This is a genomic window from Pseudomonas sp. B21-031, from assembly GCF_024748985.1.
Classification (GTDB): domain Bacteria; phylum Pseudomonadota; class Gammaproteobacteria; order Pseudomonadales; family Pseudomonadaceae; genus Aquipseudomonas; species Aquipseudomonas kermanshahensis.
Window position 1 is genome coordinate 2,725,216 of the sequence record NZ_CP087181.1, and the last position, 13,581, is coordinate 2,738,796.

At 62.7% G+C, this 13,581-nt stretch carries 12 protein-coding genes; 7 read left to right on the top strand and 5 right to left on the bottom strand.

Annotation, left to right across the window (positions count from 1 at the left end):
- Window positions 1–288: 288 nt before the first annotated feature.
- Both LOY53_RS12095 and LOY53_RS12100 read left to right on the top strand, forming a co-directional pair.
- The gene (locus LOY53_RS12095) at window positions 289–1,230 is read left to right on the top strand and encodes an ABC transporter substrate-binding protein (RefSeq protein WP_258704070.1); all 942 of its coding nucleotides are present in this window, start codon (window positions 289–291) and stop codon (window positions 1,228–1,230) included.
- A 57-nt stretch (window positions 1,231–1,287) separates the two neighbouring features.
- Entirely contained in the window at window positions 1,288–2,595 is a 1,308-nt protein-coding gene (locus LOY53_RS12100; RefSeq protein WP_085272928.1) for an LLM class flavin-dependent oxidoreductase, read from the top strand.
- Here LOY53_RS12100 and LOY53_RS12105 read toward each other — a convergent pair.
- On the bottom strand, window positions 2,589–3,779 hold the full coding sequence (locus LOY53_RS12105) for a type II secretion system F family protein (RefSeq protein ID WP_252823972.1): 1,191 nt from the start codon (window positions 3,777–3,779) through the stop codon (window positions 2,589–2,591). The two genes, LOY53_RS12100 and LOY53_RS12105, sit on opposite strands and share 7 nt — an antisense overlap.
- An 11-nt stretch (window positions 3,780–3,790) precedes the next feature.
- Window positions 3,791–4,216 carry a type II secretion system major pseudopilin GspG gene (gene gspG / locus LOY53_RS12110; RefSeq protein WP_099455855.1) on the bottom strand — a complete coding sequence of 142 codons (426 nt, stop codon included), beginning with the start codon at window positions 4,214–4,216 and terminating at the stop codon, window positions 3,791–3,793.
- Window positions 4,217–4,401: 185 nt separating this feature from the next.
- On the opposite strand from gspG, the gene LOY53_RS12115 reads away from it, so the two are divergent.
- The 4 genes from LOY53_RS12115 to LOY53_RS12130 all read left to right on the top strand — a co-directional run bounded on the left by LOY53_RS12115 (window position 4,402) and on the right by LOY53_RS12130 (window position 9,750).
- On the top strand, window positions 4,402–4,995 hold the full coding sequence (locus LOY53_RS12115; RefSeq protein ID WP_027593405.1) for a transglycosylase SLT domain-containing protein: 594 nt from the start codon (window positions 4,402–4,404) through the stop codon (window positions 4,993–4,995).
- 119 nt (window positions 4,996–5,114) lie between these two features.
- A complete protein-coding gene (locus LOY53_RS12120) occupies window positions 5,115–6,575 on the top strand; it encodes a HAMP domain-containing sensor histidine kinase (protein WP_258704071.1) in 1,461 nt (486 codons plus the stop codon).
- A gap of 285 nt (window positions 6,576–6,860) precedes the next feature.
- Window positions 6,861–8,354: a sensor histidine kinase gene (locus LOY53_RS12125; protein WP_252823975.1), complete on the top strand. Its 1,494-nt coding sequence runs from the start codon at window positions 6,861–6,863 to the stop codon at window positions 8,352–8,354.
- Window positions 8,323–9,750, top strand: coding sequence for a sigma-54 dependent transcriptional regulator (locus LOY53_RS12130; protein ID WP_252823977.1), 1,428 nt, complete (start codon window positions 8,323–8,325; stop codon window positions 9,748–9,750). The genes LOY53_RS12125 and LOY53_RS12130 overlap by 32 nt, the downstream gene beginning before the upstream one ends.
- Window positions 9,751–9,886: 136 nt before the next feature.
- On the opposite strand, the gene LOY53_RS12135 is transcribed toward LOY53_RS12130, so the two are convergent.
- From LOY53_RS12135 to LOY53_RS12145, 3 genes are all read right to left on the bottom strand, one after another.
- Window positions 9,887–10,177 carry a hypothetical protein gene (locus LOY53_RS12135; protein ID WP_252823978.1) on the bottom strand — a complete coding sequence of 97 codons (291 nt, stop codon included), beginning with the start codon at window positions 10,175–10,177 and terminating at the stop codon, window positions 9,887–9,889.
- A gap of 92 nt (window positions 10,178–10,269) precedes the next feature.
- Window positions 10,270–11,622 (bottom strand): GntP family permease, encoded by a 1,353-nt coding sequence (locus LOY53_RS12140; RefSeq protein WP_027593400.1) that lies wholly within the window; start codon window positions 11,620–11,622, stop codon window positions 10,270–10,272.
- Between the two features lie 112 nt (window positions 11,623–11,734).
- A complete protein-coding gene (locus tag LOY53_RS12145) occupies window positions 11,735–12,274 on the bottom strand; it encodes a gluconokinase (RefSeq protein WP_099454273.1) in 540 nt (179 codons plus the stop codon).
- Window positions 12,275–12,481: 207 nt separating this feature from the next.
- On the opposite strand from LOY53_RS12145, the gene LOY53_RS12150 reads away from it, so the two are divergent.
- Window positions 12,482–13,501 (top strand): LacI family DNA-binding transcriptional regulator, encoded by a 1,020-nt coding sequence (locus LOY53_RS12150; protein ID WP_252823982.1) that lies wholly within the window; start codon window positions 12,482–12,484, stop codon window positions 13,499–13,501.
- Window positions 13,502–13,581: the final 80 nt, after the last annotated feature.

Here is a 13,581-nt window from a genome sequence, read left to right on the forward strand (position 1 = left end):
GGTTTCGGTTAACCCTAGCAAACTCGCTGAATATTCACCAAAGTAAAATTAATCATAAGCTAATATGCAAAATATGCATTTACAGGCTCGCCTATCTGTTTTGAAATAGGCCACCGTCGAAGGCATTAGGTTATGCCTAGAACGAATTTCCCACAGGCTTTATACATCTATAGCTTATAAGTGGAGCGCTGCTTAGATTCAAAGCGCATACCACTGTCATTTATCAAAGCGAGACCGCACGGGCGGATCGACCACCTAGTTATGCCTTTATTGGCCCTGGAGACGAACGTGCGATACCTCAAGCAACTGGCCGCCGGTGTGCTGGCCACCTCACTGAGCCTGGCCGCCGCCGCGCAGACCCTGGTGGTCGGCGACCAAAGCTTCAATGCCCGTGCGGTGATGGAAGCCGCCGGCGTGCTCGATGACGTGCCCTATACCCTGGAATGGAAGCAGTTCACCGCAGGCTCCCCGGTGGCTGAAGCCTTGAATGTGGGCAGCCTCGACATTGGCCTGCTGGGCGATGCGCCGCCGCTGTTTCTCGGTGCCTTGGGGGCACCGATCAAGGTGATTGCGGTGAGCCGGCAGAACCTCGACGGGGTCGCCATCCTGGCGCGCAAGGATTCGGACATTCACAGCCTTGAAGACCTGCGCGGCAAACGCGCGGCCCTGTGGAAGGGCTCGTGGAGCCAGCAACTGCTGTTCAGCGCCCTGGACAAAGCCGGCGTGCCCCGCGACGCCCTGGAGCTGCGCTACCTCAGCGCGCTGGATGCCTCGCACGCCCTGGATGGCGGTTCGGTGGACGTGATCGCGACCTGGGAGCCCTATGTCACCCAACAGGAGCGCCAAGGCGCCAGGGTGCTGGCCACAGCCGAAGGCTTGATTCCGGCCCAGAGCTTCGTGGTGGCCAACGCCAAGGCCGTCGACGCCAAGCGTGCGCAGATCACTGATTTTCTGCAGCGTTTGAAGAAGGCCCGTGACTGGACCTTGAACAACCCAGCCAACACCGAGGCCTATGCCGACGCCTGGGCCAAGCGCACCCGCGCCGACCGCGACATTGCCCGGGCCTGGTTCGCCCGCGCGCGCACCGACGTGGCGCCACTCAACCCCCAGGTGATTGTCGATGCGCAGAAGACCGTGGACTTCTTTGCCGGGCTTGGGCTGATCAAGGCCTACCCGGCAGCGAGCCTGTTCGATACCTCGTTTGCAGCGGCGCTGGCCAACGACCATTGAGTTTGACTGTGCCCGCGAAGAGGCCTGTACAGCCCCCATCACTTCAGAGGACTCCCCATGACCACCCGCAAAATCAAACTCGGCGCTCTGACCATGGGCTGCGGCGGCCCTGGCCGCCATAACCTCTGGCTCGACCCCGAGCTGCCGGCCGATGCCAGCGTCAACATCGACTGGTACATTGACATCGCCCGCCAGGCCGAGGCTGCGCTGTTCGACCTGATATTCATCGTCGACAGCCAATACATCACCCCAGGCTCACCTTCGCATTACCTCAACCGCCTGGAGCCGCTGACCCTGCTGTCGGCTCTGGCCGTCACCACCCGGCATATCGGCCTGGTCGGTACCCTGACCACCTCCTACAACGAGCCCTATAACGTCGCCCGCCGCCTGGCCTCACTGGACCTGATCAGCAAAGGCCGCGCCGGCTGGAACGTGGTGACCAGCGGCGATGCCGGCACCGCTGGCAACTATGGCCGTGACGAGCATTATGACTACGACACCCGCTACGCCCGCGCCGAGGAACACGTGCAGGTGGTGCAGGGCTTGTGGCATTCCTATGAGAACGGCGCCTTCCCGCGCGATCGCGCCACGGGCCAGTTCCTCGACCCCTCGAAGCTGCATGCCCTCAACCATAAGGGCGAACACTTCTCGGTGGTGGGGCCATTGAACATCCAGCGTTCGCCCCAGGGCCAACCGGTAATCTTCCAAGCTGGCGACTCGCAGCAGGGCCGCGACCTGGGGGCCGCCACTGCCGATGTGATCTTCACCCACGCGGCCAGCATCGAGCAGGGCCAGGCCTTCTATCGTGACGTCAAGGAACGCGCAGCGCGCCTGGGGCGAGACCCGGAGCAGCTGCTGGTACTGCCGGGTGCAGAAATCTACGTGGGCGACACCGATGCTCACGCTCGGGAGATCGAGCGCCATTACCACCAGCAGGACCACAGCTTCGAACTGGCACTCAAGGAGTTCGGGCGCAATTTCGGGTGGCACGATTTCACCCAGTACGACCTTGATGCGCCGTTCCCTCAAGAGAGCCTGGAGCATGCCCGTAGCAGCTTCTTCACCAATGCCAAGCGCATTGCCGACCAGGCGCGGGCGCAGGGCTTCAGCTTGCGCCAGGCGGTGGAGTTTGGCCGCCAGTTACGCCCGGGGGCATTCGTCGGCTCCGCCGAAACGGTGGCGGCAAAAATGACCGAGTGGTTCGAGGCGCGGGCGCTGGATGGCTTCAATATCTACATTGGCCATCCAGGCCAGTTCCGCCGTTTCACCGAAGAAGTGGTGCCATTGCTGCAGGCACGTGGCGTCTACCGCACCGCGTACGAAGGCACGACATTGCGCGAAAGCCTCGGTCTTAGCCTTCAGTGAATGCTTGAGGCCAGTTCGAAGATCGGCATGTACATCAGGATCACGATAAAGCCGATCAACAGGCCAATGAACGTCATCAGCAGCGGCTCGAACAGCTTCACGAACCATTCCACCCAGCGGCCAATCTCCTGGTCGTGAAAGTCGGCGCAACGCTCCAGCATCTCGCCAAGGTTGCCCGACTGCTCACCGGCGCGCAGCAGACGCAGCGACACCGGCGTCACCAGTTGCCCAACTTCCAGCGCGTCGGACAGCGGCAACCCCTCGGCCACGCGCTGGCTGGCCTGTTCAAGGCCCTGCGCGGCGGCGCTACCCAGCAGCCCGCGGGCCATGCCCATGGCCGTGAGGATGGGAATACCGCCTTGCAGGAGGATGCCCAGCGAGCGGTAGAAGCGCGCCAGTTCGTACATCATCAGACGCTGGTGCAGCGCTGGCATGCGCCTGAGCTGGCGCGCTGCCCAACGCCGCACCAGCGGGTGGCGGCGCAGTAGCACCAGGCAGGTGATGCCCGCCACGCTGCCCAGCGCCAGCGGCAGTTGCTGGGCATGCAAGAACAACCCGATCTGCATCAGCAGGCGTGACAGCCACGGCAGCTCGGTGCCCATGCCTTCGAACACCTGGCTGAAGCGCGGCACCACGTAGCCGAGCAAAAACAGCACCACGCCACCGCCGACCAGCAACAGCAGCAGTGGGTAAACCGACGCCCCCACCAGTTTCTGCCGCACCAGGTCCAGGCGTTGCCGGTAGGCGATATAGCGGCCGAGGGCGTCGCCCAGGGCGCCGGTGCGCTCGCTGGACTGCACCAGCGCCACGTACAGGGCCGGGAATATCCTGGGCTGGCGGCCCAGCGCTTGAGACAGCGAGTGCCCCTCGTACAGCTGGCGTACCAGTTCGCCGAGCACCTTGCGCGAGGCCGCAGCGGGGGCTTTTTCCGCCAGGCTTTCCAGGGCATCGATCAACGGCAGGCCAGCGTTAAGCAGGGTCGACAGCTCCTGGCTGAACAACACCAGGTCAAAGCTTGCCTCGCGGCGCCAGGCCATGCCGCGCAAGGCACTGCCCTGGCCCTTCACGCTGACCACCCGCAAGCCTTGGTCTTCGACCTGGCGGCGCGCCTGGTCGGCATCTTCGGCGTCGATCTGCAATTGCACCACGCCCTGTCTGCCCAGGGCCTTGAGGCTGTAGCGCATGGCCGAGCTCCTTATTGCCAACTGGTGATTTCGGCGTTCTCACCGTCGCCACCGGGCTGGCCGTCCTTGCCCATCGACAGCAGGTCGTACTCGCCGCCGTTCTCACCGGGTTGCCGGTAGATGTAGGCGCGGCCCCACGGGTCCTGCGGCACGGCCTTCTGCAGGTACGGGCCGGTCCAGCGGGCCTCGCCGCTAGGGGCGATGACCAGGGCCTGCAAGCCTTGTTCACTGTTGGGGTAATGCCCGACTTCCAGGCGGTAGAGGTCCAGGGCCTTGCTCAAACCCTCGATCTGCGCCCGCGCCACCTTGACCTCCGAGCGGCCAAGCTGGCTGAAGTACTTGGGCGCGACGATGCCGGCCAGCAGGCCGAGCACAACCAGCACCACGAGGAGTTCGAGCAGGGTGAAGCCACGTTGGGAGTTGGATCTGCGCTGCATGGTGATGCCCTCCGCTGCGTAGGAACATGCTGTGGCAGGCACCATGCAACAGCCGTGCACGTCTGCCTCGGGGCCTTGCACCACGCGGTGCAGGAAGCGGCACAGTGCTTGCGTCGTGGTCTGCAACCTCGGGTTTTCCGGGGCATTTCCCCCACATCGGGGGCCACGACGAAGAGGCGACCGACATGCGTGGACTTATCCTGGGTTTGATCTGGCTGGCGGCGGGTGCCGCCCAGGCCGATGTGTACATCTCCATCGATGCCAAGGGCGGCTACGTACTGACCAACGTCCATCGGCCCGGGCGCCAGTACCAGCGGGTGATCAGCGAACCGCTGGCCCAGGCGGGCGCTGCCGGTGCGCAAATGATCACCGGGCGGCCCTATGCCGAGCTGGTGGCCGCTGCAGCGTTGGCCCACAACGTGCCACAAGCACTGCTGCATGCGCTGATCAAGGCTGAGTCGGGCTACAACCCCAAGGCTCGCTCGCCGGCGGGCGCGGTGGGGCTGATGCAACTGATGCCCGATACCGCGCGGGAGATGGGCGTGGAGAACGCCCTGGACCCTGAGGACAATGTGCAGGGTGGGGCCCGCTACCTGAAACGCATGCTGACCCTGTTCGACAATGACATCACCCTGGCAGTGGCCGCCTATAACGCCGGCCCCGACGCGGTGCTGCGCCGGGGCGCAGTGCCACCGTACGCCGAAACCCGCCGCTACGTGCCAAACGTGCTGCGCGATTACCGCAAGCTGCAAGGGCTGGCGGACGACTCGCCGCTGTAGGGGAGCGACGTGGCCGAGCAGCGCGGCGGCCACCCTTCGGCGGATGACATCAATTTAGAACCATGGTTCCCCCAACTCTGGGCTATAACCTTCAAAGGTGCCCAGCTGTGGAGTCCGCCATGGACATCGCCCCCCGTTCCGACGCCCTTGGAGTGCCTGCCGGTACCGAGGCGACAGCCCCACGCAAGCCGTTCAACCTGCTGCGCTGGTATGCCTGGGTCAGCCTGGCCATCATTCTCTCGGTGGCGGTCGGGTTGGGGCTGATTTCCAGCCGTTTCATCATCGATGAAAGCGTAGAGCGCGATGCGCTGTTGTCCGCTCAGTTCATCACCTCTATCGCTGATGCTGAAGTGCGCCATGTGTCGATCCCCAATGTGCGCACCATGGGCGAATTGCTGGACCCGCGCACCGATCGCTCGGCGCTGCCGGATGTCGACCCCGATGCCCGGCGCAAGGCTAGGGGCGAGTTTCTTGACCATATAGCCCACCTGCCGGACATGCTGCTGGCCAATATCTATGCGCCGGACCGCACGGTGATCTGGTCGACCAACCCGGCGCTGATCGGCAAGTTGATCGAAGGCGACGACGACCTGGACCGCGCCTTCGAGTACAAGATGCGGGTCTCGGCCAGCTACCACGACTTCGAGCGGGCACGCGAAGAGCAAAAGTTCGTGACCCCGCCTGAGCAGCTGTTCATCGAAAACTACATTCCGCTGTTCGACGCCGATGGCGAGCACGTCACGGCCATGGTGGAGATCTACAAGGAACCGCATGACCTGATCGTGCGCATCGAACATGGCCTGATCCTCATCTGGCTGGCGATCACCGTCGGCGCCGGGCTGGTCTACATCGGCCTGTACGGCATCATGCGCCGCGCGGCCAAGCTGCTGGCGGTGCAACAGAAACGGCTGATCAACAATGAAACCTACGTGGCCTTGGGCGAGGTGTCTTCAGCAGTGGCGCACAGCTTGCGCAACCCGCTGGCGAGCATCCGCTCCAGTGCCGAGCTTGCGCAGGCGTTCGACGAGGGCCCGGCACAAAGGAACATCAACGACATCATCAGCCAAGTCGACCGCATGTCGCAGTGGATCCGCCAGCTGTTGCAGTCACTGCGCCCGCTCAATGACGAAGCGGTGGCGGTGGACCTGCCGCAGGCGCTGCAGGAAAGCCTGCAGACCTTTGCCGTGCCGCTGGCGCGCAGTGGCGTCACCCTCGACCTGCAACCGTTACCGGCGGTTCAGGTGTTGGGGCACCCGGCGTTACTGCGGCAGATTTTCAGCAGTTTGATTGCCAACGCATTGGAGTCGATGGAGCAGGGCGGGAAGTTGCGTGTCGAGGTGGTGCGCCACGACCGACGCGGCCTGACGCTGCGCCTGTCCGATAGTGGCAAGGGCATGACCGAGCAACAGCAGCGCATGGCCTTCAGGCCGTTCTTCACCACCAAGCAGGGCGGACTGGGCGTTGGCCTGGTTTTGGTCAAACGCATCATGGAGCGCTTTGGTGGTGCGGTGAGGTTGAGTAGCAGCCTAGGGCACGGCACCCGCGTTTCGCTGAATTTCAGGTTGGCCAAATCTTCTTAGTGGGCTTTAGGTTTTACTCATAAATTCATGATTTATAAGAACTAGATATTTTTTGGGTAATTGTTACCCAAAAGTGGGGACTGAAGCTTGACAAAAGATAAATAACTTCTCTCAAGTAACTGAAAAATATGAATATGTATTTTCTTTTGTCGACTGGCTGATTTTTTGCAACGTGAGCATGGCAACAACGGGTCGCCTTGGCGACCTGGGTGGAGTGCCATTAAATTGCTACTAATCGTGGCAAGGGTGCGCTTCAGAACGGACGCCCAGCGCGGGAACCCCTCAATGCAGATGCTGGAAAACGAAGTGCCCGACAAAGCGTCTGCGGCCACCAGTGGGTTTGCGGCGCCGTTGCGCGAGTTCAACCTGTTGCGTTGGTTTTCGATCATCAGCCTGTTGATCATCGCCTCGGTGGCCGGTGGCTTGGGCTATGTATCAACGCGCTTCGTGGTGCGCGACAGTGTGGAGCGAGACGCCAATCTCACCGCCCAATTCATCCAGGCCATGGCCCAGGCCGAGGTCCGCCATTCGCAATTGCCGCCGGGCACCACCATGGGTGAACTGCTCGATCCGCGCCTGGACCTGCAGCACCTGCAGTTCACCCCGGCGTTGGCCGAATCGACCCGTGTCGAATTCCTCGACCACGTCGAACACCTGCCCGATACCCTGCTGGCCAACGTCTACGCCCGGGACCGGACCATTGTCTGGTCCACCAACCCTCAGTTGATTGGCGAGCGGATCGAGGAGGATGGCGACCTGGAGCGCGCGTTCCGTTCGCGCAAAGCGGTGTCTGCCAGCTACCACCAGGCCGAGGACGACCGTGAAGAACAGAAGTTTCTGCGCGAACCCAAGTACCTGTTCATCGAGAACTACATCCCGCTGTTCGACAGCCAAGGCGAGCAGGTGCTGTCGATGGTGGAAATCTACAAGGAGCCGCAGGACCTGATCCGGCGTATCCAGCGCGGTTATGTACTGATCTGGGCCTCGACCCTGGTGGGGGGCGCGCTGATTTACTTTGGCCTGTTCTGGATCGTGCGCCGGGCGGCGCTGATGCTCAACCAGCAGCAGGACCGCTTGGTGGCCAGCGAAACCTACGTGGCACTGGGCGAAATGTCCTCTGCGGTAGCCCACAGCCTGCGCAACCCGTTGGCCAACATCCGCTCCAGCGCCGAACTGGCCCAGGAGATCGCCAACCCCACCGCGCAAAAGAACATCACCGACATCATCAGCCAGGTCGACCGCATGTCACGTTGGGTGCGCGACTTGCTGGTGTCGTTGCGCCCGACCAGTGACGAACCCGAGGCCGTGGACCTCGTCGCATCCCTTGAGGACACCCACCTGGCCTTCGCTCAGCAGATGGCGCGCAACGGCGTGCAGTTCTGCTATGAGGGCCCCGACGTACAGTGTGTGGCCAGCCAGCCGCTGCAGCTTACGCAGATCCTCAACAGCCTGTTTTCCAATGCCCTTGAAGCCATGCCCGCGGGCGGTGTGCTGCGCGCAGAAGTGAGCGTGCAGGACGGCCAACGGGCCGTGCTGCTGCTCAGCGATACCGGCAAGGGCATGAGCCAACAGCAGGAACGGATGGTGTTCAAGCCGTTCTTCACCACCAAGCAGGGCGGCCTCGGTGTAGGCCTGGCCCTGGTGCAACGCATCATGGAGCGTTTTGGCGGCTCGGTCAGCTTGAGCAGCCGCGAAGAGGAAGGAACCCGCGTAAGCCTTACTTTCAATATCGCAGCGGGAGGGGACCATGGAACACAGCATCCTGGTAGTCGAGGATGATGAAATCCTTGCTGACAACATACGCACCTACCTGAGCCTCAAGGGTTACGAGGTGACGGTCTGCCACAGCGCTGAGCTTGCGCTGGAGCAGATCAAGCAGGCCCAGCCCGATGCGGTGCTGACCGACAACTCGTTGCCAGGCATGAGTGGGCATGACCTGTTGCGCGTGCTGGTGGCGCAGGCGCCGGCGCTCAAGGTCATCATGATGACCGGCTACGGCAATGTCGAAGACGCGGTACAGGCGATGAAGGAGGGGGCCTTTCATTACCTGACCAAGCCGGTGGTGCTGGCCGAGCTCAAACTGACCCTGGACAAGGCCCTGGCGGCTGAACGGATGGAGCGCACCTTGTCGTTCTATCAGGAGCGCGAGGCGCAGAAGTCTGGCTTACAGGCGCTGATCGGCGAATCGCCGGTGATGCACAGCCTCAAGCACACCCTGCGCCAGGTGCTGGACGCCGAGCGGCGCATGGCCAGCGACGACCTGCCGCCGGTGTTGGTCGAGGGCGAGACCGGTACTGGCAAGGAACTGGTGGCCCGGGCCCTGCATTTCGATGGCTCGCGCAGCAAGGGCCCATTCATCGAATTCAACTGCGCGTCGATCCCGGCCAACTTGCTGGAGGCGGAGTTGTTTGGCCATGAAAAAGGCGCATTCACCGATGCCAAGGAGCGTCGCGTAGGCCTGGTCGAGGCCGCAGATGGCGGCACGCTGTTCCTCGATGAAATCGGCGAGATGGACCTTGTGCTGCAGGCCAAGCTGCTCAAACTGCTGGAGGATCGCAGCATCCGCCGCATTGGCGCGGTCAAGGAGCGCAAGGTGGACTTGCGGGTGATCAGCGCTACCAACTGCAACCTCGAACAGATGGTGCAGCAAGGCAAGTTCCGCCGCGACCTGTTCTTCCGACTACGCATCATCGCCTTGAAGGTGCCGCGGCTGTATGCGCGGGGGCAGGACATTCTGCTGTTGGCGCGGCATTTTTTAGCGCACCACGGGCGGCGCTATGGCAAGCCGAACTTGCGTTTTTCTGCCGAGGCGGAGGCCCTGATGCTGGGCTACAGCTGGCCTGGCAACGTGCGCGAACTGCGCAACATGCTGGAGCAGACGGTGTTGCTGGCACCCAATGAGGTGGTGCAGTCGCATCAGTTGAACCTGTGCATGACGCTGATCGACGAGCCATTGATTCAGCAGCAGGCACCCGCCGTATTCGAGATCCCACGGCATGAGCCAGAACCGGGTACCAGCCTGCCGGACATGGAGCGGGATCTGGTGTGCAAGACCCTGGACCGGACCGACTGGAATGTGACCAAGTCGGCGCGGATGCTGGGGCTGTCGCGGGATATGCTGCGCTACCGGATTGAAAAGCTGGGGTTGACCAGGCCTGACAAGCGGCAGTGGTGAGCATTGCCCCTTTTTTAGGCCAAGCGCGCTCTGTGTGTAGGAGCAGCCTTGTGCTGCGAAGAGGCAGGTACTAGCAGCGAAGATTCACTGTGTAGTTGCCGGCCTCTTCGTAGCGCAAGGCTGCTCCTACAGGGGCTCAAGGGTTGCCGGTGCTCGTGCCTTGGCGCCCGGTGCCTTCCGAGCCACTGCCGTCCATCCCTGGCAAGTCTCGCCCATCCTTCTGAATCGCCGGCGGGCTTTCGGGGTCATTGCCCTCGATCCGCGGGTCGGTGTCGCGTGGCATCGGCTTTTCAATGGGGTTGAGGGTGCTGTCTACACCCGGTGTCGGCGCTGGGTTGTGCGGGTCGTCGGGGTAGGTGGGCCCAGTGCCGACCGCCAGGGCCAGCGGTGAAACCAGGACGGCTGCAAGCAGGAAGGGGCGGATCATGAGGCAGGCTCCTTTGCATCGAGATGGGGGCAAGGCTTCTATTTCGATTGGGCCATCAAGCCCGCGCCAGGTGCCCCCACCCCGATCAACGGTCACACCACCATCGACAGCAACATGATGAAGATGATGCCGACCACCGAAAGGATGGTCTCCATCATGCTCCAGGTCTTGAAGGTCTCGGCCACGGTCATGTTGAAGTACTGCTTCACCAGCCAGAACCCGGCATCGTTGACGTGTGACAGGATCAGCGAGCCGGCGCCAGTGGCCAGCACCAGCAACTCACGGTTGACCCCAGGCACCAGGTCAATCACCGGTGCCACGATGCCCGCGCCCGTGATGGTCGCGACCGTCGCCGAGCCCGTGGCAATGCGGATCACCGCCGCCACCAGCCAGGCCAGCATGATCGGCGAGATTTCGGCCTGTACCGCCATCTGCCCAATCACGTTGCCGACACCGGTATCCACCAGCATCTGCTTGAAGCCGCCACCGGCACCGACGATCAGCACGATGGCAGCGGTGGGCGCCAGGCTCTGGTCGAGCATCTTCATGATCTGCTGGCGGTTGAAGCCACGCGCCGCGCCGAAGGTGTAGAAGGCCAGCAGCAGCGCAGCGAGCAGGGCGGTGATGGGGTGGCCGATCAGGTCCATCCATTGGCGCACGATGTGCTCGGCCGGCAGGACCACGTCGGCGAAGGTCTTGAGCAGCATCAACGCCACTGGCAGCAGCACCGTGACCAATGTGATGGTGAAGCTCGGCAGGTTGCCCTGGTCGGACTCCTTGGCGATCTGGTCCATCAGCTCCTGGGATGGGTTGCCGGGGATATAGCGTGAAATGAAGTTACCGAACAGCGGACCGGCGATGATTGCAGTGGGCAGCGCAACGATCAGGCCGTAGAAGATGGTCTTGCCGATGTCAGCATGGAAGATGCCAATCGCCAGCAATGGCCCCGGATGCGGCGGCACCAGGCCGTGAACCACGGACAGGCCGGCTAGCAGCGGTATGCCGATTTTTACCAGCGAAACGCCGGAGCGCCGGGCGACGATGAACACCAACGGGATCAGCAACACGAAGCCGATCTCGAAGAACAGCGGAATACCGACCAGGAAGGCGGCGAACATCATGGCCCAGTGCACGTTCTTCTTGCCGAAGGCGCGGATCAGGGTCTGGGCGATCTGGTCGGCGCCGCCGGAGTCGGCCATCAGCTTGCCGAGCATGGTGCCCAGCGCCAGGACGATACCGACGAAGCCCAGCACGCCGCCGAAACCGTCCTGGAACGATTTCATCACCTTGGCCACCGGCATGCCGGAGGTGAGGCCGAGGAAGCCGGCTGCGAGGGTGAGGGCGACGAAGGGGTGCACTTTGAAATGGGTGATCAGCAGGATCAGCCCGACGATGGTGACCAGTGCGTCGAGCAATAGGAAGGTATCAGTAGCCAGTCCGAACATGGTTTTAATGCCTCGGTCTTATCGTTGTTTTGGGCGTAACTTTATGGAACTTTCAGGCGCTTTCATTGGTCGAGACAGCGCTGTCTTGGGTGAGCCGGATAAACCGCCAGGTTCACGCGGTTTGCGCCAGGTCCCGCTCACCGCAAGGCTTTAGCCAGGTGTCTACCGTCTCGGCCAAGGCGTCAATGGCCTGGGTGGCGTCCAGCGGCAAGGTCCGTGGTTCGCCACGCGGCGATTCGAGGGCCGCGAACTGGCTGTCGATGAGGCTCGCCGGCATGAAGTGGCCAGGGCGCGCCAAGACCCGTTTTTCGGCTTCGGCAGGGGTCAGCTCAAGGAACACGAACGCGAGACCCGGCATGGACGCGCGCAACGTTTCGCGGTAACGGCGCTTGAGTGCCGAACAGGTCAGGATGGGGCGTTCGCCCGACTGCACCGTGGCTTGCAGCTCTTGGCCAAGGCGCACCAGCCAGCCGGCTCGGTCGTTATCGTCCAGGGGGATGCCAGCGCTCATCTTGCGGATGTTTTCGGCAGGGTGGAAAGCGTCGCCTTCGATCAGGCGGCCGCCGCTTCTGGCAGCAATGGCAGCGCCGACGCAGCTTTTGCCGCAGCCAGCCACGCCCATCACCACAATGGCGGACAGGGGAGAATTCATCAGTACCTCCTGCGGGGTGAGATAGCGCTGTCTCGTCGTTGACGAACAGCCACCTCCCCGGTGTTATTGGTCTTGTCCTTACGCAGTATGGACGCTTGGCACAGTGCATGTGGAACCGCTACCAAAGATTACATTGCCTGCGTCCTGAGACAGCGCTACCTTAGTGGCCGTTCCCCTCCCTTGGCAAGTAGTAAAATTACAACATCCATGTCCCGCACAGGCTCTCGCACCACCGGTCGTCCCACCCTGGCAGAAGTCGCCAGGCTTTCCGGGGTTTCCCCGATCACCGCATCCCGCGCCTTGCGCGGCGTCAGCACGGTTGCCCCGGCGCTGGTGGAAAAGGTTGCCGCTGCTGCGGCGAGCTTGGGCTATGTCGCCAACCCGGCAGCCCGCGCATTGGCTTCAGCGCGCAGCCAGTCGGTGGTGGTGCTGATCCCGTCGTTGTCCAACCAATTGTTCATCGACACCCTCGAAGCTATTCACGAGGTGATGCGCCCGCGTGGGCTCGAGGTGTTGATCGGTAACTATCACTACGACATTGCCGAAGAAGAAAACCTGATCCGCAACTACTTGGCCTACCAGCCGTGCGGCATGCTGTTGACCGGTTTCGAGCGCAGTGATGCCGCAAGGCAGATGCTGGCGGCCAGTGGCGTGCCTTGCGTGCACATGATGGAGCTGGGCGGCGAGGCGGGCGCGTTGTCGGTGGGCTTCTCGCAGCAACAGGCCGGGCGTGCTGCAGCCAGGCACTTGATCGAGCGTGGGCGACGCCGGCTGGCGTTCATTGCTGCTCAGCTCGACCCACGGGTGATGCAGCGTGCCGAAGGCTTCCGCCAGGCCCTCGCCGACGCAGGGCTGCAGTCGACGGAGCTGGAGATCCTTGCACCGGAGCCTTCCTCGATCGCGCTGGGCAGTGCGTTGTTCAGCCAGCTGATGCAACAGGCGCCGGATGTTGACGGTATCTTCTTCTGCAACGACGACCTGGCCCAGGGCGCGGTCCTGCAGGCACTGCGCCAGGGCGTGGAAGTACCCCGCGAGGTGGCAATGGTAGGCTTCAACGACTTGCCCGCTTCAGCGCACATGGTCCCGCGGCTGACCTCGATTCGCACGCCCCGTGCTGCCGTTGGTCGCGGCGCCGCACAGGCCCTGCTGGCGTTGCTCGACGGCAAGCGGGTGGCCACCGAGCAGCAAGACCTTGGTTTCGAGTTGATGGTGCGCGAAAGCTCGTGACACGCGGTGCCTGGGTAGTGCCTGGGGGTATTAATTACAAAGTGATATCAATGTGCTTGCACGTCGCAGTTGCCCATCTA

What these genes read in the sequence shown, in the direction of transcription:
- LOY53_RS12100 (WP_085272928.1), top strand. Translation starts at nt 1,288, where the DNA reads ATGACCACCCGCAAAATCAAACTCGGCGCTCTGACCATGGGCTGCGGC.
- LOY53_RS12105 (WP_252823972.1), bottom strand. Translation starts at nt 3,779, where the DNA reads ATGCGCTACAGCCTCAAGGCCCTGGGCAGACAGGGCGTGGTGCAATTG.
- gspG (WP_099455855.1), bottom strand. Translation starts at nt 4,216, where the DNA reads ATGCAGCGCAGATCCAACTCCCAACGTGGCTTCACCCTGCTCGAACTC.
- LOY53_RS12115 (WP_027593405.1), top strand. Translation starts at nt 4,402, where the DNA reads ATGCGTGGACTTATCCTGGGTTTGATCTGGCTGGCGGCGGGTGCCGCC.
- LOY53_RS12120 (WP_258704071.1), top strand. Translation starts at nt 5,115, where the DNA reads ATGGACATCGCCCCCCGTTCCGACGCCCTTGGAGTGCCTGCCGGTACC.
- LOY53_RS12125 (WP_252823975.1), top strand. Translation starts at nt 6,861, where the DNA reads ATGCAGATGCTGGAAAACGAAGTGCCCGACAAAGCGTCTGCGGCCACC.
- LOY53_RS12130 (WP_252823977.1), top strand. Translation starts at nt 8,323, where the DNA reads ATGGAACACAGCATCCTGGTAGTCGAGGATGATGAAATCCTTGCTGAC.
- LOY53_RS12135 (WP_252823978.1), bottom strand. Translation starts at nt 10,177, where the DNA reads ATGATCCGCCCCTTCCTGCTTGCAGCCGTCCTGGTTTCACCGCTGGCC.
- LOY53_RS12140 (WP_027593400.1), bottom strand. Translation starts at nt 11,622, where the DNA reads ATGTTCGGACTGGCTACTGATACCTTCCTATTGCTCGACGCACTGGTC.
- LOY53_RS12145 (WP_099454273.1), bottom strand. Translation starts at nt 12,274, where the DNA reads ATGAATTCTCCCCTGTCCGCCATTGTGGTGATGGGCGTGGCTGGCTGC.
- LOY53_RS12150 (WP_252823982.1), top strand. Translation starts at nt 12,482, where the DNA reads ATGTCCCGCACAGGCTCTCGCACCACCGGTCGTCCCACCCTGGCAGAA.